Raw genomic sequence first — 21,213 nt, 5'->3', positions numbered from 1 at the left:
AAAATGAAGAAGAACAATAATAACGAAGGCAGAAGGAAATTTATTCAGCAAACTGCTTTAGCAAGTGCCGGTATGATGCTGATTAATCCTTTGGATGTATTTTCACAAACGAATAAATCATTAGATATGAATAAGAATATAAAATCAAGAGGATACGCAGGAAAAGACGAGCGAGGAACACTAGTAAAATGGGATTTTGAACGCAGAGCTGTAGGGGACAACGATGTTTTAATCGATATTAAATTTTCAGGAATTTGCCATTCTGATATTCATACGATTAAAGGACATTGGGGTGCACAAAAATATCCGCAAGTTCCCGGTCACGAAATTGCTGGAATTGTAGCGGCAGTTGGTAAAAATGTAACCAAGTTTAAAATTGGCGATCAAGCAGGCATTGGTTGTATGGTTGATAGTTGTATGCAATGTGATAGTTGTAAGAATGGCGAAGAGCATCATTGTGAAACTACTGGAATGACAGGAACTTATGGCTCGCCTGAAAAATCCTCGCCAACAGGAATTACGCAGGGCGGTTATTCCAACAATATAGTGGTTAGAGAACATTTTGCTATTAAAATTCCGAATACAATCGATTTGAAATATGCAGCGCCATTGCTATGTGCAGGAATTACGACCTATTCACCAATGATGAGAGTCAATTTCAAAAAAGGGGATAAAATTGGCGTCGTGGGAATTGGTGGTTTAGGGCATATGGCTGTAAAATTAGCCGTTTCAAAAGGTGCTGAAGTCTATGCTTTTACTACATCTGCTTCCAAAGTACAGGATATTAAAGGTTTTGGTGCCAAAGAAGTAATTGTTGTGAACGCTGCAGAAGATTTAAAACCTTTGAAAGGCAAGCTTGACTATATGATTTCGACCGTTCCTTATGCTTACGAAATGTCAAGTTATATTGACTGCGTAAAACCGTATGGCTTTTTTACGCAAGTTGGGCAACCTATTAATGGACAGTTAGAGATTAATAATTTTAATATGATTTTTAATCGTGTGAATTTCAATGGTTCATTAATTGGAGGAATTCCTGAAACCCAAGAAGTAATGGATTATTGTGCGGAAAATAAAATTTATCCGCAAATTGAAATTATCAAGGCAGAAGAAATCAACGATGCATGGGATAAAGTAGTTAGTAAAGAAGCGCGTTACCGCTATGTGATTGATGCGACAACGTTCTAATTAAATTCAATTATGCAACAAAAAATTTTAATTCTCTTTTTGATGTTTTCATTTGCTACTGTTTTTGCATTTTGCAATAAAAATAGCGAGACTTCTAACAATTCCAGCATAGAAAGCAATAATACAGCAAACAACAGTAAGGGTGAAAATTCTAACAATACTGACAATGAAAATATGAGTAATAAAATTAAAATAAAAATTGGTTCAAGCACTTTCAATGCCACCTTAGAAAACAATGCTACAGCGACTGCTTTTAAAGCTATGTTACCCATGAGAATCACTATGAATGAGTTGAATAATAATGAAAAGTATTTTGATTTTTCGAGTAGTTTACCTACTAAAGTTTCTAATCCTGGAACGATACAAACAGGAGATTTGATGCTTTATGGATCTAGGACATTCGTACTTTTTTATAAAACATTTTCAACTTCATACCGCTATACCAAACTAGGTCAAATTGATGACACAACAGGACTTTCAGCTGCATTAGGTATTGGAAATGTTATTGTTAGTTTTGAGTTGTGATGTAAGGAAGAAACTTCGTTTAAATATTTTTTTGATATTTTATCGAAATTTTCTTCAAATACTGCATGAAATGGTTCGTAAATAGTTCCGTAAGGATCACAAAAACTCCGATAGAAATATTGGAGTTTTTTTTTTGGACTAAATTCACCAATTTTATGGATTGTTAGATGTTGGTACTATTTTCAGCTTCATTTCCAGAATCCACGGGAAACAATGCACTGATTTCACTTAGCAGTTCAAATTCATCAATTGGGAATAATTGCAAGGCAATCCCCAGAATAAGCCCCACATCAATTGACCGTTCCTCTATTGTATCAGCAACTTCGGCACCATCTTGATCCAGAGCCACGATACATAATTTCATCAGGTTTCTAATAACTGCGGCGAGTTCATAATAATCATACACTCGTATTTTTGCGGTATGAATCCCGTTTTTACCTTCCACTGGCTTCAAAGTACTGAGGCAATTGGATGTTAATCGTTTAATAGTCTCTAACTTTTTAATATCATCTATTTTTTCCATGATCTTTATTTTTAAAACGGTTAATTAATGCATCAGTCTTGTTCATAATTTAATAATCCACCTTCAATGACTAAACTATCTAATTCAGTCATTAGTTTTTTAACCATGATGCTCATCTGATCAACCTTTTCTTTGTTTAGCTTTGATAACTTATGATCCAGCAGCCTATGTTTATTTAAATACGGAAAGCAATCTGTCCAGAACTGTTCCAGCAAATAGTTGTACTTTCGGATGTCGGGATCTGCATAGATGCATAATTGCCACAATGCCTGACTTGTCAGATTATTAGGCAGGTAATAGGTTTTTACAAAAATATAGGTTCTGCAAAAGGACAGAAAGAATTCTGAAAAGAGATAGTCTAAACCCTGGTAGTTTTGTTCAGGATTATTGGCTATATTGAAAAATTGCAAAGCCACATCTTTGGTTGGCTGATAGTAAAAATACAGATCAGCATGGTAGGGATTGTGAGGAAACTGCCAATGCAAGACCGGGTGGTAGGGGCTGGATGAATATATAAGCCGATCGGCTTGAATAATATCGGAAAAGAAACTTTGAAACTGATAGAGGTTTTCTTGTATCCATTTTCGGCTGTGGCTTATCATAACAACCTCATGATTATCAGTTGTTTTACTTTTTAGGAAATGAGTGATTAACCTTAATTTTTCATTAGTTCCACCGATGCCTATAAGCATCAGGTAATAGGTTGTTTTCTCTGCATAGGTAGTTTGGTGGAATAAGTAAATCTGCTCCACTGCAACCAACTTTACTATGGTTTCGACGGCAACGTCCAGAATGGTAGCTGCTGGTTTTTCATCCGTTTGACATGCAAGTTGTTGCTTATCAAATAATCCTTTTTTTATCTGCTTCTTTAATTCATCAAAGCGTTCTTCGATTAGACGGAAGAGATTTTGCTCAGTAATTCGAACTGCTTGATACATTTCATTTTTATAAATGTCATCATCATCGGCTGCGATTTCTTTTGCCTTTATAAACAAATCCGTAAGAACGTATTTGTCCGGACTGCTTCTCACAAAGTATTTCTGAATCTCAGGAACGTATGCTATAAGATTGTTGATTCTTTCGTCTAAAGGCAGCGAATTAAAGGTATTTACTACATACAGTTCTTCTAAATATTCCAAATCATATTCAATCCATCTGGCATAGGATGTAAAAACACTGTTTGAACAATCTTCCGAAATGAGATTTTGGACGTGTAGCTTATGGAGGTCGTGATCGTGATAAAAACGCTCTTCAAACACATGAAACTTCTTCTTGTATTGCTTCCAATCCCTTGTAATAATGAGTGGATTTAGAGCGGTTGGATTTTGGTAGATTAGAGCCGATGGCCGGCAGTAGCATTCCATAAAGGGATGCCCTAAAGAAAATCGATGATGAAGCCTTCCGGAATAAATGAAAATGACATCGATTTGGTAACGATTTCTAACTTTTTTCAGCCATTTTTGCTGTTGTAACTTTTCGGTATCACTATTTTTATCGATATGGATAATAAGATTTGAGAAAAGGGGAGAAGGCTGTTTGGTAAAGAACAGCTGAATGATATTGTGTTGGTTGATCAACTGTCTGAGGATGTTTTCCAGATATTCGTTTTCAAGTTTTGGAAATTTAAGTTTTTCTAGAGTTTTCATAATACTGTGTTTTAAAGATTAGATAAAGGATATTTTATTCCGTTGTAAGTTCAGCCTGAACAGTTTTCCGGATTCGCTGCAAGCCTCTTTCCCGCATAAGCTGGCTCGCATCCAACATTTTGATTAAATACAGATAGGGCGTCATCATATCAAAATCAAATTCTTCTGCAGAGGGAGATAATGAAAGATGTACGATTTCACATAGGAAGAATTCAAATTCGTCTGGAGTATTCTCAGCAAATGCTTTTTGAAATACAATAAAAGGATTATTGTACTCCTCCTTTGTCAAAGAAGCCAGATGAAGTATTGACTCACAATCTGCTGATTCTTTCACTTGCCATTTTTTGCTTTTTACTTTCAAGCAGTAACAAGCTTTTAGAAAAGAGCTCATAGCAGTATAGAAAACAAAAATTTGACCTGGGTGATCCTGCATATAGATTTTTCTCTTATGGCTGTAGATTATCGCTTCTCCCAAAGTGTGTTTGTAAAAATCGAGATGTGCGTAGTCATAAAAAGCATTAACCAATTCGAAAGGGCATTCAATTCTATCAGCTGCCCAAAAATAAGATTCAAAGGAAATTTTATTCTTTTTCATATATCTAAAATTTATTTGTTATCGTTCATATATGGTATGCTTTGCCAGCTCGGGTCGCCTTTTTATTTATTGGCGGTTACCTTATCGCTTGCTATTTTTTGGGTATTCGATGATTTTCAATTGCTTATGCAAACTTGTTGTTAATGGCAATTTCATAGGTAGATACTGTTAGTATTTATCCAAAAATTTGTATTTTTGATTAATACAGCTGCAAGTAAGCAATAGATGGCACCGTAGCGAACTAATCGAAATTGTATCGTACTAATTCAAACTTGTATTTTACCAATCTGAAAAGAATTAAAGAATTTTAAATATCTTTGACCTATGAGCACAGCAACAAAACCAAAACATATCGGCAGAAATATCAGCCGAATCAGAGAGTTAAGAGGGATGAAACAAGAAGCATTAGCTATCGCTATTGGTGTTAGTCAGCAGTCTGTTTCTAATATTGAAGGAAGCGAAACAGTTGAAGAAGAAAAACTACAGGCAATTGCTGAAGTATTAGGTGTTTCTGCTGAAGCGATTAAAAATTTTTCGGAAGAAGCAGTTTTAAACATTATTGGAAATACTTATCACGATAATGGTATTGTCAACGCTGGAACTAATTATAATTGTACATTTAATCCGCTTGATAAAGTTGTGGTGGAAAAACCGGTCAAATTGACCACCACTTTCCAGTGTAAATTGACCACCAGTTCCGGAGCAAACTGACCACCACTTTCCAGTTCAAATTGACCACCTAATTTTGGGGTAAATTGATTATTAAAAACTACTGACTTTTTCATGTTGTTAGCACCATACATTCGTTAAAAAAATACGGATTATGGCAAACAAAATAACAGACATGAGTAAAATTAGAAAAGTAATTAAATTCTATTGTGAAGGAAAGAGTAAGTTGTTTATAAGTAGCTACTTATCCCTTTCCAGGAATACGGTAAAGAAGTATATTTCTTTATTTGAAGTTCTCGGATTAAACTTTGAATTAATTGATAGAAAAACAGATACAGAACTAGAACTTTTGTTTTCACAGACTACTGTGGAATCCATTAGTCCCAAATTGCAGATCCTATACGATTTTTTCCCTAAAATGGAACGTGAACTAAAGAAAGTTGGCGTTACCGTACAACATATGTGGGAGCAATATATTGCCGTAAACCCCGATGGTTACAGGAGTTCGCAATTTGCTCATCATTACAAAGTATGGGGTAAACGAGTCAATCCTGTAATGCATATGAATCACAAAACCGGTGATAAAATGTATGTGGATTATGCCGGAAAAACACTCTCCATCATTGATAAAGATACCGGAGAAATCAAAGAAGTACAGTTTTTTGTAGCCATATTGGGAGCCAGCCAATATACCTATGCAGAAGCTTCCATGAGCCAACAAAAGGAAGATTTTGTTACTTCGGTAGAAAATGCCATGCGTTTTTTTGAAGGTACTCCTGCGGCAATTGTTCCCGATAATTTAAAATCTGCAGTGATAAAAAGCAGTCGTTTTGAGCCAACAATCAATGAAACCCTGGCTGATTTAGCGGAATATTATCAAACCACAATCTTACCTGCCAGGGCTTATAAACCAAGGGATAAATCATTGGTTGAAGGTGCGGTAAAGATATTGTACAGAAGGATTTACGTAACTCTAAAAGAAACCAAATTCTTTTCTCTAGAAGAATTAAACCAGCATATATGGGATTTATTAGATGCTCATAATAGTCGAAAACTCACAGGACGTCCTTACTCCCGTAAAGAATTGTTTTTAGAAGATGAGAAACAAAAACTACGCCCACTACCACAAGAACGCTTTGAAATCAAATACCAATCCTTTGCAACGGTGATGCAAAACGGACATGTCCAATTAAGTCAAGACAAAAATTACTATAGTGTTCCGTATCAATATGTAAAGAAAAAAGCGAAACTCTTGTATACCAAATCAACGGTAGAGATCTATTACAAATACAATCGAATAGCCATTCATCCGAGGAATTACAAACCTTATGTCTATACCACAACCCCAGAACATTTAGCCAGTACCCACCAATTTGTAGCCCAATGGAGCGCTGCCCGCTTCATTGATTGGGCCAGTAGTATTGATGAATCCGTAGGAGAATATATTTTGCAAATAATCGAAAGCAGAAACCACCCCGAACAAGCCTATAAAAGTTGTCTGGGAATACTAAACTTCGAGAAAAAGGTAGGCAAGCAGCGATTAATAAATGCCTGTAAACGGGCACTTGATTTTAAAATTTACAATTTTAAGACCATACAAAATATTTTAGAAAACAACCTAGACCATATTGATTTTGAACAAGAACCCGAGCAGGAACTCCCTGTTCACGGCAACATCAGAGGAAAACAGTATTATAATTAAATTAAAATCCAATAATCATGAATGAATCCACAGTAACAAAAATGAAACAAATGAAGCTTTATGGCATGCATAATGCTTTTAAAACGGCTATTGAAAGCGGAAAAACAGACCATTACACACTCGATGAGTTTGTATCGATGCTTATTGATGCCGAATGGGATGAAAGGCACAATCGGCGTATTGCACGCAGTATCACCAATGCCCGATTCCATTACAAATCAAACATTGAAACTATCAATTTTGACCAAACCCGTAATCTGGACCGAAACACTGTACTGCGTCTGGCAGAATGTGAATTTGTAGAAAAAAATGAAAACATTTTAATCACAGGAAGTACAGGTGTAGGCAAAAGTTATTTGGGTACTGCATTGGGTTACCAAGCCTGTATACAAGGTTTTAAAGTGAGTTATTTTAATACTTCGAAGTTGTTTGCTAAATTAAAAATGGCCAAAGCAGATGGTTCTTATCTGCGAGAATTGGCCAAAATAGAAAGGCAAGATGTCATTATATTGGACGATTTTGGACTCCAAGCATTAGATAGTCATAACCGAATTACCCTTTTAGAAATCATTGAAGACAGGCATAATAATGGTTCTATAATTGTAACATCACAAATCCCAGTGCAAGGCTGGTATGACATCATTGGAGAAAAAACCATAGCTGATGCCATTTTGGATAGACTCATACATCAATCCCATCGACTCGAATTACATGGAGAATCTATGAGAAAAAAAAGAGGGATAAACAAAGGCTAATATTTAAGTATATTTGAATACTAATTAACAGATGGAAAAAAATAGTTTTTAATGAAAAATGGAGGTGGTCATTTTGCTCCGGAATTAGGTGGTCATTTTGAATTGGAATCAGGTGCTCACTTTAAATTGGAATTGGGTGGTCAATATCACTGGAATTTGCAGTTGTGGAGCTTTATGAACGTTTAGTTCAGGCTGAAAAAGAAAAAATAGCTTATTTAGAGAAGTTGCTGAAAAAATAGAACTTGTAAATTTTTTATTATAAAAACAAAAAAGAAGGGACTGTAATAGGTCTCTTCTTTTGTGAGTTATTTGGGGAAGGGGGTTGGGGAACAATTACATTCAGAACGTCATTATTTTATTTATTTATCGTAATGGTCACAGTTTATAAATTTGCACTTTGGGGTTATTTTAATTTTTTTATAAAAGTACAACCTTTACAGGGAGTGAGGGCAATCTAAAATCAAGGAATAAAAGCTCTTTTTTATGTCCTTCATTTCCAAGACTAATATTCCATCTTTCTTCGATAAATGACAAAATCTTGAATCCTCGATCCAATACAGTATTATAGTCCCAAACTTCATAATCACTTGCTTCCTTTTCGTTTAATAAACCGAGACTTAATACACCCCTCATGTCATCAAAACAGGTATTAGTTGAATCAATAGATTTATGATTAACTAAAATAAAATTTCCTAAACTTCCACTTAAATATTTTTTTTCTCTTTTTGAATAAGAAGAAAAGTTATTCTTCCAGCAAACTTTGACTGGGTCAAATGGCATTACGTTTTGTACTGATAATCCATTATATGGGAATAAAGTATTTTCGTTTAATCCAGATTTATCTAAGGATAACTCATATTCATACAAAAGATATTTTAAATATTTCCAATCTGCATATCCACTTGTGGCATCCCTTTGAAATAAATCTTTTAAAAAATTAAAGAAATTATCACGATCAAAATAACCAGAAACTTCATCAGTTCCATATATCCAAAACTTTAAGTCATCAATGATCTCTTTTATTGTCAAATCTTTTTTATAGAGTTCATTAGCCTTAGCATTAAAGTGATAAGTTCCCGTATTAGATCTTCTTGCAGAAATGTTAAATATTAAAAAAACATAAGCTTCAGTATTTTTTACTAATTCAATTTTTAAATTATTATCATCTTCGCTTAATAAGGTCGCCATAATTAAAGGTTGAAAAGCTTTAAAGCCTACTATGTTTTGCTTTTTTAACCAATATAATAATTCTTTTGACTGTGTCAACTCTAATGCATGAGGATGTGATGGGTTAAATATAACAAACCATTGTTTGACAGCTTCAGCTATGCTATCAATATAAATTTTGATTTCCTTGTGTCCAATTTCTTTTCGAAATACTTGCTGGGATGTGAAAATTCTATCAAAAATATCATTTGCATAATATTCAGCTTCCCTTCTCTCATATCTGTAAAATACGATCCAATGATTTTGAAGAAAAGCATCATCATCTAATTTTCTTTCTTTGTTTAATCCTAAATATTTATATATTGTTTTCCAATTTTCATTAATGTCATTTCTAAGTTCTTTTTTTAGGGAAGTTTCTTCATCTATTAGTGTTGAAAGATAAATTAATCTGTTTTTTAATTTTTCAAGATTAGATAGAGGTTTACCTCTGTTGTTCATAGTCTCAAATACAATAAAAATGTCTAATTCTTTATCTAAAATTTTAAAGTCAAATTTCAACTGTTTGGTAACTTTATCAAATAAATTACTTTTATCCTGTAATGATAATGATTTTATTTTTTTTGTAAAAAAATCTTTTGTTGCGAATAAATTATTGGTATAAGTTGTCTCTTCAATATCTTTTATTTTCAAATCACCCTTTTGCTCAAATATTTCTCTTTTGAGAAACTCATAACTAGGATTGTCTTTATGATAACCAAATATGTAGGATTTTAAATTTTGCCCCTTATTTTCGGTAAAAATATATTTATCAATCAGTGTTTCTTTACTGACGAAACTTAATTGTTCATCTTCTTTTAGGCTATCTATTATAACCCATAATAATACAACAACTGTAGTCAGGCGCTGTTGTCCATCAACAATAAAATATGGTTTGTCATTTCGTCCTTCAATTACCCATTTATCATCTTTCCATTTACCATATTCATTTTTGTCAACTTCTTCTACGCTAATCATCCCTGTGTAATGCACCTTATCTTTTTGAAGATTAAAAATATCTTGCCAAAAATCATCAAGATGACTTTTTTCCCATGAATAACCTCTCTGATAATCAGGTATTCTAAAAATTCTATTTGAAAATATATCTCTAATACTATCCATTGATTTGTTGTTTATTATGAATTAAAAATTGGTGAACATCATTATGAAACTTAATTTTCATTGGCAGTATATCGAAAATATTGCTTTCATTTAATAAAATACTAGTGTTTACTTTTAAATATTTTTCGTTTTCTGGTAAACTCATATTAATAGTTCCTATCCGTTCATTTATTTGTGTCGCCATAGAATGAATATTGGAATGACATTTTGAGAAAAACCACAAATGAAATTTACCCCTTATATAATTTTTACTATCTTCTAATTTCCGTAGCTCAACAATATTTTGAAGAATCATTTTATATTTAATTTTTGTAAGATCTGCTTCGGTTTTTTTTATGAACTCTATTTTTTTTAGCTCTTTTAGTAGACTCTTTTCAAAATTTGGAAGATGTGACTGTCTGGTTTTTATGCAGATATCAGGCCTTCTATATTTAAAAGCATAAAGATTTAATTCCTTAATAATAAAAAAATCGTCCATCTTTAAATTTTCTAAAACCATATGGTCGTTGTTCTTTCTAAAAATCAAAATTATTGAAGTTAATACTATTAAGTGTTCTTCAAATTTTTTATAACATTCTTCAAATTTAAGCACAAGGTCATTAACAATAACATCATTTTTAATTTTAAAAATTTCTTCAAGAGTATATTTAAAAACATCTGTTGATGACAAATAATTTTCAATCGAATAATACTTAGTCACAAAAATATTCCTGTCTTTCTTGCTCGATTTACCAAGTAAATTTTCGTAATCTTTATCTACAAAAAATAATATTCTTGATTTATTATAAATAGTCCAGTCTAAGATGTCATATGAACTTAGAACATGTTTTTTTCCATTTTTAGGATAATGCTTAATCTGATAATCAGAATAAATAAACTCAATAGACTTACGATAAAATTCAAAATCATCGAGCGCCTCTACAAATATGTGTAAAGTCTTGGTATTAAAACTATAATGCTGTTTAATTTCAAAATGTGTTTTCCTATCTGAAATTCTTTCTCTCGCATCAAAAAAATGCTCAACTGAACTACTACTCATTTAATATAAATTCATTTATGCCATTAGTGAATCTTCTCAATGATTCATCTACAATAAAAGGCGAATGAGTCGCTACTATCATACCCATGCAATTTGAAATAATATCTTTAAGTATCATTTCTTGCCACGATATTGATAATGAAATTTCGGGCTCATCGATTATTATAAATGGCGGTTTTTCATCAAAAAACAAATGGCTAAAAATGGAAATTAATTGCTTTTCACCCGATGACAAATGTTCTAAACTATAATTTACATCTTTAATATTATCATATAAATAAAACTCACAAGATGAGTCGTCAAATATTATTTTTTTAGTATCATTTAAATATTTATTGATTAGTATTATAAACCGTTCCAATACAGAATTCTTTTCTGGACTTTCTTTAGGATTGAATTGATTAATTCTAAAATTAACATCAGACATTCCAAATTCTATCATTTCAAGATTTTCAAGATTTGATTTACTTTTTATCCATTTTTCATTGTTTCTTGAACTTATAATATTTGAAAAAATACTATCTAAATCTTTTTCTGTCTCACTATAATTATTTGTATCATCTCTAATTTCGCCATCGGCAGATTTCTTTTCAGAGCTTATCTTATCTGCTATTTCAGGAAATAATTGGAGTACATAACTAGTAACTCTTTTATCGATATCTCCATATAATGAAAAGTAATCTTTCTCTATTCGACGATAAGTTGGTAAATAAATTACATTAACTTCCCAATCAAAAAAAGCATTATCAAATTTTTCGGATTCCAATTTCTCAATCAGCGTTAAAATTAAACTTTTTGGGACATCAAATTGTTGTTCAACTTCATCAACTTTATATAAGTTAGCTTTTAAATCATCCACATCAAATTTTGAAAAATCATCTAAGATAAATTTTGAATAATTACTGTATTCGTTTGCCAATTTATCATAAAATTCTTTAGATATTTTATTGGATTTATAGGTGTTTTTATTAAAAATATATTTCTGATCATTAATATCTACGGTAATTTCTACAAAATCATATTCAGTTAATTTAGCCCATTGTTTGGTTAAAAAAAAATAGATTAGCCTTAATAATGTGGTCTTCCCTGAACCATTTTCTGCAATAACAATAAGTAAATTATCAAGTATCTTAATTTCATAATCTCTCTCAAATAATCCCAATACTTCAAATTTTTCTATCTTCATTATACTTAATTTTAATGTAAATATATATTATTATTTCTATCCAATCTTATAAAATGATTAAGTAGATAAGAATTGTATTCTGTGATGTAATCCCCCGTTTCGCATTTTATGATTTTACGATTTTTTTTAAGTTCTAAAAGTCGTAAATCTAGTTTGTAGCATTTGTTATTTTCCCAAATATATAAATTAATACCGAAAAAACTGATAAAAAACATTTAGTCTTAGATCAATTTTCAAAATTAACTTCTTTTGATTCAGGGATGTTAGGGGAAACCGTAAAGGCTGTTTTTTTAGTATACTCTTTATTGATTCCAATAGCTGCAGGGAGCCTTTGAATATGTAAGAGTGCTTTTTCTCGTAGGAGGAAAGTTGGCCAACAGCGAGCTCTTAATCAAGAAACAAAAAAAAACATACTAAACAATCATAAAATACACTTAAAAGTGTATTTTTGTTTGTAAAATGCTAGTAAAGTGAATATATTTGCTCTAGAAATATGGGATGATGAAGGTGCAAAGTGCACTTTTTACAGTGTGAGATATGATTATCTTCATACTAATGAAACCGATTTATTTTTCGAGAAGTATGATTCCTTAGCAGAGTACAAACAAGCCAATCAGGAATTATTGTCATTTATAATATATGCTATTGGAGAAGAACATGGGGCAATTAATGAATTGTTCAACAGAAATGAAAACGAAGTAAAAGGATTGCCGGTTCAAGGTAAAGTGGTACTCGGCGAAATCAGCTATCACTATCCCAATTTTCCCTTACGAATATATGCTTTAAAGGTCACAAATGATATTGTTATTCTTTTTAATGGAGGTGTTAAAGATGAACAAACAAATCAAAAAAGTTCACTACACTTGATCTGGAGAGAAGCATGTGAATTTGCCAAACGAATTCTCGAGGCTATTCGTAATGAAACAATTATTGTAGATAAAGAAAACAGAAAACTTACTAATTATGATGGTTCAGATGAAATCATCCTCTAAAAATCCAAAATTATGAGAAGCAAAGTAGCCCAAAGAATTTTAGCAGAAACAGCCGAAGAAACAAAAATCTTCGCTAAGTTATACGCTGACATTGTGGTACGTGTAAATCAGTTATTAAAAGAAAAAGGATTCAGCCAAAAAGATCTGGCTGAAAAATTAGAAAAAAGACCTTCGGAAGTGAATAAATGGTTAGTGGGAGAACACAATTTTACTTTGCGTTCGCTTGCAAAATTAGAAGCAGAATTAGGGGATACCATTATTACTGTTCCTCATAGAAAGCCGGTGTCCTCTTTGATAGGTGGTAAGAGGTATATTACTGTTTATAAGAATGCACATGTTACTACCAAAGATGTTGCTTACACCCATGTGTGGAAAAAATCAAAAACCAAACCTAAAACACCATTAGCCAATGTCAGCTAATATTTTACAGCCTGAAAAAATACAAATTGTAGATTTCAAAATCATTAAAGGACAAATCAACAGCCCTTTTGATTTTGAAAATGAAAAAGTGGTCGGCCATACTTTTAATGTTGATTTCGAATTGGGATTTAATCTTGGAGACAAATTGGTGCGAGCTGATTTTTCTGTGCATGTGGAGACTAAAAGCGATATTGACACTAGTGAGGAAGCCGTCGGAAATTTCAGTTTTGTCTATGTTTTTTATGTGGATAATCTAGAGGAACTGACCACTCTGGAAAAAGAGGAAACCATTACTGTTCATCCTGCTTTAGGAAACGCATTGGCTTCTATAACGTATTCCACATCAAGAGGGATTTTAATGACGCGTTTCCAAGGAACCGTTTTAAGTGATTTTATTCTGCCCGTTATTAATCCCAATGACTTATTGGAAAAAGGAAGCAAGTAAAACCCGATAGCGCGGATTTACTTCGTCCGTTCGCTATCGCTGGAGTGCAAGCAGTGCCCATAAAGAGTAGTCATTTCAATTTTATAAAAAAGCTATAGGAATCATTTTCTTGTAGCTTTTTGTGTGTCTTCACTTTATGGGGTATTGTTGCGGGCACGGATTGCAAATCCGCGCTATCGGGTACAAATTAGGAATTTACAAATGGGTATTAAAAAAAAAAATATGGAGTTGAGAACGGTAGGAGAGAGTCAATGCGAGGTGCCGAATAAATTCATTTTACTATGTCCGTTTCAATGATTTTTTAGGGTTTGCTTTTGATAGTGAGGTTGCTTCGTTCCTCGCAAGGACTTAGATTGAAGATTTGTATTGTTTGTTTTGCGTGTGTGGTGAGCCCGATATCACGGATTTACTTCGTCAGTTCGCTATCGCTGGAGTGCAAGCAGTGCCCATAAAGAGTAGTCATTTCAATTTTATAAAAAAGCTACAGGAATCATTCTCTTGTAGTTTTTTGCATATGTTCACTTTATGGGGTATTGTTGCGGGTACGGATTGCAAATCCGCGCTATCGGGTACAAATTAGGAATGTACAAATGGGTATTAAAAAAAAATATGGAGTTGAGAACGGTAGGAGAGAGTCAATGCGAGGTGCTGAATAAATTCATTTTACTATGTCCGTTTCAATGATTTTTTAGGGTTTGCTTTTGATAGTGAGGTTGCTTCGTTCCTCGCAAGGACTTAGATTGAAGATTTGTATTGTTTGCTTTGCGTGTGTGGTGAGTCCGATATCACGGATTTACTTCGTCAGTTGCTATCGGTCAGGTGTAAGCGATCCCCACAACGATTAGTCATTTCAATTTTATAAAAAAGCTGTTCACATTTTCTGAAAATTCACTTGAACTGAGGGGAAGCTTTAAAGTTAAATTTACTTAACGATTTTCAGTAAATCAAAATTAGTAGAAAAGAACCTAAATACATATCATTTAGTTTTTCATTGCAACCATAAGTCATACCACTCAAAAGTTTATTACATTAGTGCCTTCTTAAGGATTATTGATCCCTAATCTAAATAACGATTATTTTAAATGTCAGAAGAACAGAAAAAAATATTAGAGCAACAGCTTTGGAATATAGCAAATACTTTACGAGGAAAAATGAATGCGGATGAGTTCCGGGATTATATACTAGGTTTCATATTCTATAAATATTTGGCTGAAAAAATGGAGATTTTTGCCAACTCTATTTTAGAACAAGATAACATTCAATTCAGAAATATTACAGAAAACACAAAAGTAGGTCAAGAATATATAGAAGCAATCAAAGAAGAATCCCTTGAAAACTTGGGCTATTTTTTAAAACCAGCTGAACTTTTCGGCGAAATTGCAAAACGCGGAAACAGCGGTACCGATACATTTATATTGGAAGATTTGCAGAAAATATTGACCAACATTCAGTTGAGTACCATGGGAACTCAAAGTGAAGAAGACTTTGACAACTTGTTTGAAGACATGGATCTCAACAGTACAAAATTGGGAAAAACTGCGGAGGCAAGAAATGCCATTATTGTAAAAGTATTAGTACATCTTGACGAAATTGACTTTAAATTGGAGCATACGGAACTAGACGTACTAGGTGATGCTTACGAATATCTGATTGGTCAATTTGCCAGTGGCGCTGGTAAAAAAGCAGGAGAATTCTATACTCCTCAAGAAGTTTCCAAAATTCTGGCAAAAATTGTTACCACTGGGAAAAACAGACTAAAATCAGTTTATGATCCGACCTGTGGTTCGGGTTCTTTATTGTTGCGAGTTGCCCGAGAGGTAAAAGATGTCAATAATTTCTACGGACAAGAGATGAACCGTACCACCTACAATCTCGCCCGCATGAACATGATACTTCATGGGGTCCATTTTAGTAAGTTTGACATCAAGCAAGAAGACACTTTAGAACATCCACAACATATCGGTTTGCAGGCGGAAGCTATCGTGGCAAATCCGCCTTTTTCAGCCAATTGGAGCTCAAATCCTTTATTTTTAACTGATGACCGTTTTAGCCAATATGGGAAACTAGCTCCGGCAAGCAAAGCTGATTTTGCGTTTGTACAACACATGGTTAACCATCTGGCAGAGAGCGGAACAATGGCTGTTGTATTGCCACATGGTGTTTTGTTTCGTGGTGCAGCTGAATTGCACATTCGTAAATACCTTATCGAACAAAAAAACTACTTGGATGCTGTAATTGGATTACCGGCCAATATTTTCTACGGTACCAGTATTCCGACCTGTATTTTGGTGTTTAAAAAATGTAAAGAAGATCCGAACCATATTTTATTTATCGATGCCAGCAAAGAATTCGAAAAAGTAAAAAACCAGAATATGTTGCGGGAAGAACACATTGCTAAAATTGTGGAAACCTATCGTAGCCGTACCGCTATTGAAAAATACAGTCATTTGGCAACTTTGGAGGAAGTCGCTGAAAATGATTATAATTTGAACATTCCACGTTATGTGGACACTTTTGAAGAAGCGGAAGAAATTGACATTCAGGCTGTCATGGCGGAAATAAAAACTTTGGAAGCCAAACGTGCGGAACTGGATAAAGAGATTGATGTTTATTTCAAGGAATTGGGACTTGTTTTTTAGTTATGAGTTTAAATACTGAGAATTATGAAAGAAGAACAAAATATCATCATTTATAAAACCCCAGATGGCAAAACGGCTGTTTCACTTTATGCCAAAGACGGCTCGGTTTGGATGAATCAAAATCAGTTGGCAACACTTTTTGACACCTCTAAACAAAATATTAGCCTTCATATTATTAATATACTAGAGGAAAGCGAGTTAAGTACAGATTCAGTTGTCAAGGATTACTTGACAACTGCGTCAGATGGTAAAAATTACAATGTAACTTTTTACAGTTTAGATATGATTCTCGCCATTGGTTTTCGGGTAAGAAGCAAACGAGGCACACAGTTCCGCCAATGGGCAAATCGGAATTTGAAAGAGTATATGATCAAAGGATTTGTGATGGATGATGAACGTCTGAAAAATCCTGATGGTCGTCCTGATTATTTCGATGAATTATTGGCACGAATAAGAGATATACGTGCTTCTGAAAAACGATTTTATCAAAAAGTTCGTGATCTTTTCGCATTGAGTAATGATTATGATAAAACGGATAAAGCTACACAGATGTTTTTTGCTGAAACCCAAAACAAATTGCTCTATGCGATTACAGAAAAAACAGCTGCGGAAATAATAGTAGGTCGTGCTAATACTGATGAACCGAATATGGCATTGACTGCCTGGAAAGGTTCAATTGTAAGAAAGCAAGATATATTCACTGCTAAAAATTATTTAACCGAAGATGAAATTGATAGCTTAAATAGATTTGTAGTTGTTTTTTTAGAAACAGCCGAATTAAGAGCAAAGAATCGTCAAGACATTACTATGGATTTTTGGAGAGAAAATGTAGATAGAATTATCGAATTCAACGACAAAAAATTATTAAGCGGAAAAGGAAGTATCAGTAATGCACAAATGGAAAAAATGATAGTGAAAGCATATCAAACATTTGATGCAAAACGAAAATTAGAAGATGCAAAACAAGCTGATGCTGATGATTTACAAGAGTTGAAGTCTTTGGAGGAAGAACTAAAAACCAGAAAGAGGTAAATCCTTAATGCTCAAAAAATAAGAGAATTGTATGACCAAGATAAATAAAGAGAATAAAAGTATGAGTAAGGTTCCAAATTTGAGATTTCCTCAATTTACTGAAGAATGGAATAGAGAAAAAATAGGAAGTATTTTGACTATTGGTAGTGGGAAAGATTACAAGCATTTATCAAAAGGTACTATTCCAGTGTTTGGAACAGGAGGTTATATGACTTCAGTTAACGAATATTTATATGACGGCGAAAGTGTTTGTATAGGGAGAAAAGGTACAATCAACAAGCCTTCTTATGTAAATGGAAAGTTTTGGACGGTAGATACATTATTTTTTACCCATTCATTTCAAAAAGTAGTACCTAAATTTGTTTATTATGTTTTTGAGAAAGTAAATTGGTTAAAATATAACGAAGCATCAGGCGTTCCCAGTCTTTCTAAATCTACTATCGAACAAATTGAAATAAATATTTCATGTATTGAGGAACAACAAAAAATAGCGACTTTTCTATCTCTTTTAGATTCTCGTATTCAAACCCAAAACAAAATAATTGAGGAACTTAAGTTATTAAAAAATACGCTTATTAAAAAAATATTCTCACGTCAATTGAAATTTAAAGACAGTAACAGAAATGATTTTCCAGAGTGGGAAGTAAAGAAAATAAAAGAGGTTGGTAAATTTTCTGTAGGAGGTGATCTAAATAAATTAGATTATAAAAAAGAAAAGTTAGGAAAGTATACTTATCCAATTTATGCAAATGGTGAGGGCTTTGGGTTATATGGATATGCAAGTTCATTTCAATACCCAGAAAATTGTGTTACCGTTAGTGGTAGAGGAAATTTAGGCGTAGCAAATGTTCGATACGAAAAATTTTGCGCAATTGTAAGACTTATAGTTATTTATCCTGATTTTGACATTCATCCTAAATACTTACAAGAAATTATAAACACTGTAGATTTTGCTATTGAAAGTACGGGAGTTCCTCAATTGACAGTCCCTCAAATTTCAAATTATTCAATTGCTATTGCTTGTCTAGAAGAACAAACCAAAATCGCCAATTTTTTATTGTCTATCGACTCCAAGATAGATACTGAAATTCAGATTTTACAAAAATTAGAAGAACAAAAAAAATATCTGCTTCAAAACTTATTTGTTTAATTCTTGCCGTTATCGGCAAGAATTGATGAATTTTTATGCTTTTTTTTTGAAAGATTTTAAATAAACATATTTTGCAACAAGTACTTTTTCTGACTTTCGTATTTACTTAAAAGTTGAACTTCAATATCAATTTTTGAATCAATCGAGGACAGAAAATTAGCGATTATTATTTGTTCTGTTATTGAAGAAGGCATTATTAAAGGACAATTGAGTACATCATCTTTTTTAAGATTTGTTTGGCCAACTCCTGAATCAAATGCTAAATAATATTCATTGCGGTTTATTAAATAGTAAAGAAATGGATTATGGCAACTAACAGCTTTTAATGCACAAATACGCTGATTCAGGGTGTATTTATCATTTTTATTAATTAAAAAACATTTTGCTAATGCTTTGCCATTTGGCACATCACTCATAACCATTACAATTTCATCTTTGTATAAAGGCATATTACATTCATTGGAATATTTTCTAATATTTCCATTTTGAGAAATGAATTTGGAGTTTACTACAATATATTTGCCCTTCTCAACTATATGATTTTCATGAGCTTTTCCATTTCTAAATTCAACAACTTCCTCTAATGTCTTTTCTTCCCAATCAGGAAAATCACATCCATTCTCATCTTGAAATCGAAAATGCTGAGAAAATATTTTTTTTATTAGTGAAACTTTTAGTCTCTTCAATTCCTCAATTATTTTGTTTTGGGTGTGGATACGCTCATCCAACAAACTTAATAAAGCAGTTATTCTTTCTTGTTCTTTTACATCAGGAAACGATAATTCAATTTTTGAAATCCGTCCAACATTGATACTTAAAACTTTTGAACCTTGCGATTCTTTTTGAATTTGTGTTCTAACTTGATTGGATTTAAATAAATATCCATTAAAGCCCAAATAGAAAAGATTTTCTTTTGGTCGTGCCAATAAAGTATGTAATCCTGATAATAATTTTTCGCCATTGACATTTACAACTTCGATACTTTTACCAACATCATTCAAATCTTCGGAAGCATCTGCAAATATAATGTCTCCTTCTCTGCAATAATTTTCATCTGAAATTCTTAGAATATTTATTTCATCATTAATAAATGGAACTATTTCATTTGTAATATTAAATAGGGTTTGAAATTTAGTATGGATATCTCCATAATGGATATTCTTTACAGTTCCCAATTCATAATTCAAATTCTCACGAGAAAAGGAATTGGTTACTTTGAAGTCCATAACTTCTCCCAACTTCTTCATTTCCCAATTATTGCTAAACTCAGGAAACCTAAGATTAGGGATTTGTTTTGGGTTATTTGGAACATAAATTCCAAAACCGTTATTCGCTACATTGAGGAGATTTATGCTCCGCAATTCAAAAACTAACGCATTTTTTTGCATTTGACTTCCTTTGTGGCTTTTAATCTTAATTCAAATAAAATGAACAAAAAACAAATTTCAGAAGTAATCAGTCTGTGGAGAACGGATAAAAAACAGTACGTAAAAAAGTCCAGTTTTTCGGCTTATACGCTCTTGATTGAGAATCATTTGCTACCATCATTTGGTGACAAATATTCCGTTGAAGAAGCAGAAGTACAGGCATTTGTCTTTCAGAAGTTAGAATCTGGTTTAAGCCAAAAAACAATCAAGGATATTCTAATTGTTCTGAAAATGATTCTCAAATACGGAGCAAAGCATAAATGGCTGGATTATATACCATTCGATATTCAATACCCTACAGAAAGGGAAAAATACAAGGTTGAGGTATTGAGTCGTTCCGATCAGAAAAAAATAATGAACTATATACAGGAACATTTTACGTTCCGAAATCTAGGAGTTTATATCTGTCTGAGTGCAGGTATGCGCATTGGAGAAGTATGTGCGCTGACTTGGGAAGATATCGATACAGATAATGGCGTTATAAGTGTTAACAGAACGATCCAACGCATATATGTTATAGAAGATGGAAAGAGAAAAACGGAGCTCATTCTTGACACGCCTAAAACAAAAAATTCTATACGTGAAATTCCCATAAGCAAAGATTTATTAAGAATACTCAAACCATTTAAAAAAATTGTAAACCCATCGTTTTTTGTTTTAACCAATGATTGCAAGCCAACTGAGCCCAGAACCTACCGCAGCTATTATAAAAACCTAATGGAACATTTGAAGATGCCAGATCTGAAGTTTCATGGGCTGAGGCACAGTTTTGCAACCAGATGCATTGAAAGTAATTGCGATTACAAAACCGTTAGTGTTCTTTTGGGACATTCCAATATTAGCACGACCTTAAATCTCTATGTTCATCCCAATATGGAACAGAAAAAGAAAGCGATCGAACAAATGTTTAAAGCTTTGAGATAGTTGTCAGAATTAGGATTTGTAAGATTAAATG

20 protein-coding genes are annotated in these 21,213 nt (G+C 32.8%); 13 read left to right on the top strand and 7 right to left on the bottom strand.

Features of this window, described 5'->3' with window-relative positions; all coding sequences use genetic code 11:
* Positions 1–3 precede the first annotated feature (3 nt).
* Together BUB25_RS08995 and BUB25_RS08990 are read left to right on the top strand one after the other, a co-directional pair.
* Complete coding sequence (locus BUB25_RS08995) at positions 4–1,188, top strand: NAD(P)-dependent alcohol dehydrogenase (protein ID WP_072943212.1); 1,185 nt, start codon at positions 4–6, stop codon at positions 1,186–1,188.
* Positions 1,189–1,200: 12 nt separating this feature from the next.
* A complete protein-coding gene (locus tag BUB25_RS08990) occupies positions 1,201–1,713 on the top strand; it encodes a cyclophilin-like fold protein (RefSeq protein WP_072943210.1) in 513 nt (170 codons plus the stop codon).
* A gap of 163 nt (positions 1,714–1,876) precedes the next feature.
* On the opposite strand, the gene BUB25_RS08985 is transcribed toward BUB25_RS08990, so the two are convergent.
* Genes BUB25_RS08985 through BUB25_RS08975 form a run of 3 tightly spaced genes read right to left on the bottom strand, consistent with a single transcriptional unit; the run spans position 1,877 to position 4,477 of the window.
* On the bottom strand, positions 1,877–2,236 hold the full coding sequence (locus tag BUB25_RS08985; protein ID WP_072943208.1) for a hypothetical protein: 360 nt from the start codon (positions 2,234–2,236) through the stop codon (positions 1,877–1,879).
* A 32-nt stretch (positions 2,237–2,268) separates the two neighbouring features.
* Positions 2,269–3,882: a hypothetical protein gene (locus tag BUB25_RS08980; protein WP_072943205.1), complete on the bottom strand. Its 1,614-nt coding sequence runs from the start codon at positions 3,880–3,882 to the stop codon at positions 2,269–2,271.
* A 34-nt stretch (positions 3,883–3,916) separates the two neighbouring features.
* A complete protein-coding gene (locus BUB25_RS08975; protein ID WP_072943203.1) occupies positions 3,917–4,477 on the bottom strand; it encodes a hypothetical protein in 561 nt (186 codons plus the stop codon).
* Positions 4,478–4,801: 324 nt separating this feature from the next.
* On the opposite strand from BUB25_RS08975, the gene BUB25_RS08970 reads away from it, so the two are divergent.
* The 4 genes from BUB25_RS08970 to BUB25_RS16800 all read left to right on the top strand — a co-directional run bounded on the left by BUB25_RS08970 (position 4,802) and on the right by BUB25_RS16800 (position 7,789).
* Positions 4,802–5,188 (top strand): helix-turn-helix domain-containing protein, encoded by a 387-nt coding sequence (locus tag BUB25_RS08970; RefSeq protein WP_072943201.1) that lies wholly within the window; start codon positions 4,802–4,804, stop codon positions 5,186–5,188.
* A 112-nt stretch (positions 5,189–5,300) separates the two neighbouring features.
* On the top strand, positions 5,301–6,848 hold the full coding sequence (istA, locus tag BUB25_RS08965; RefSeq protein WP_072943198.1) for an IS21 family transposase: 1,548 nt from the start codon (positions 5,301–5,303) through the stop codon (positions 6,846–6,848).
* 17 nt (positions 6,849–6,865) lie between these two features.
* Entirely contained in the window at positions 6,866–7,603 is a 738-nt protein-coding gene (istB, locus tag BUB25_RS08960) for an IS21-like element helper ATPase IstB (protein WP_072943196.1), read from the top strand.
* Between the two features lie 51 nt (positions 7,604–7,654).
* The gene (locus BUB25_RS16800; RefSeq protein WP_262496845.1) at positions 7,655–7,789 is read left to right on the top strand and encodes a hypothetical protein; all 135 of its coding nucleotides are present in this window, start codon (positions 7,655–7,657) and stop codon (positions 7,787–7,789) included.
* Positions 7,790–8,020: 231 nt separating this feature from the next.
* Here BUB25_RS16800 and BUB25_RS08955 read toward each other — a convergent pair whose 3' ends face one another.
* The 3 genes from BUB25_RS08955 to BUB25_RS08945 are packed head-to-tail and all read right to left on the bottom strand — an operon-like array spanning position 8,021 to position 12,153.
* Positions 8,021–9,928, bottom strand: coding sequence for a DUF262 domain-containing protein (locus BUB25_RS08955; RefSeq protein ID WP_072943194.1), 1,908 nt, complete (start codon positions 9,926–9,928; stop codon positions 8,021–8,023).
* Entirely contained in the window at positions 9,921–10,967 is a 1,047-nt protein-coding gene (locus BUB25_RS08950; RefSeq protein ID WP_072943191.1) for a DUF4435 domain-containing protein, read from the bottom strand. Before BUB25_RS08950 ends, BUB25_RS08955 begins: the two co-directional genes overlap by 8 nt.
* Positions 10,960–12,153: an AAA family ATPase gene (locus BUB25_RS08945; RefSeq protein WP_072943189.1), complete on the bottom strand. Its 1,194-nt coding sequence runs from the start codon at positions 12,151–12,153 to the stop codon at positions 10,960–10,962. Before BUB25_RS08945 ends, BUB25_RS08950 begins: the two co-directional genes overlap by 8 nt.
* A gap of 470 nt (positions 12,154–12,623) precedes the next feature.
* On the opposite strand from BUB25_RS08945, the gene BUB25_RS08935 reads away from it, so the two are divergent.
* From BUB25_RS08935 to BUB25_RS08910, 6 genes are all read left to right on the top strand, one after another.
* Positions 12,624–13,145: a hypothetical protein gene (locus BUB25_RS08935; protein ID WP_072943185.1), complete on the top strand. Its 522-nt coding sequence runs from the start codon at positions 12,624–12,626 to the stop codon at positions 13,143–13,145.
* Positions 13,146–13,157: 12 nt separating this feature from the next.
* Entirely contained in the window at positions 13,158–13,565 is a 408-nt protein-coding gene (locus BUB25_RS08930) for a helix-turn-helix domain-containing protein (protein ID WP_072943183.1), read from the top strand.
* Positions 13,555–14,010, top strand: coding sequence for a hypothetical protein (locus BUB25_RS08925; RefSeq protein WP_072943181.1), 456 nt, complete (start codon positions 13,555–13,557; stop codon positions 14,008–14,010). The genes BUB25_RS08930 and BUB25_RS08925 overlap by 11 nt, the downstream gene beginning before the upstream one ends.
* Positions 14,011–15,092: 1,082 nt before the next feature.
* Positions 15,093–16,649 (top strand): type I restriction-modification system subunit M, encoded by a 1,557-nt coding sequence (locus BUB25_RS08920; RefSeq protein ID WP_072943179.1) that lies wholly within the window; start codon positions 15,093–15,095, stop codon positions 16,647–16,649.
* Positions 16,650–16,673: 24 nt separating this feature from the next.
* Positions 16,674–17,681: a virulence RhuM family protein gene (locus BUB25_RS08915; protein ID WP_072943177.1), complete on the top strand. Its 1,008-nt coding sequence runs from the start codon at positions 16,674–16,676 to the stop codon at positions 17,679–17,681.
* Positions 17,682–17,712: 31 nt separating this feature from the next.
* On the top strand, positions 17,713–18,831 hold the full coding sequence (locus BUB25_RS08910; protein WP_072943176.1) for a restriction endonuclease subunit S: 1,119 nt from the start codon (positions 17,713–17,715) through the stop codon (positions 18,829–18,831).
* Positions 18,832–18,887: 56 nt separating this feature from the next.
* Here the strand turns inward: BUB25_RS08910 and BUB25_RS16600 are convergent, their stop codons facing one another.
* Positions 18,888–20,219, bottom strand: coding sequence for a restriction endonuclease subunit S (locus BUB25_RS16600; protein WP_072943173.1), 1,332 nt, complete (start codon positions 20,217–20,219; stop codon positions 18,888–18,890).
* Between the two features lie 39 nt (positions 20,220–20,258).
* Here BUB25_RS16600 and BUB25_RS08900 point away from each other — a divergent pair, with 39 nt between their 5' ends.
* Complete coding sequence (locus BUB25_RS08900) at positions 20,259–21,182, top strand: tyrosine-type recombinase/integrase (protein WP_072943369.1); 924 nt, start codon at positions 20,259–20,261, stop codon at positions 21,180–21,182.
* The last annotated feature ends 31 nt before the right edge of the window (positions 21,183–21,213 follow it).

This window comes from Flavobacterium granuli (assembly GCF_900129705.1).
In the GTDB taxonomy this organism is placed as follows: Bacteria; Bacteroidota; Bacteroidia; order Flavobacteriales; family Flavobacteriaceae; genus Flavobacterium; species Flavobacterium granuli.
The sequence above is the reverse complement of the archived record's forward strand: the minus strand, read 5'-3'. Positions and strand labels throughout refer to the sequence as shown.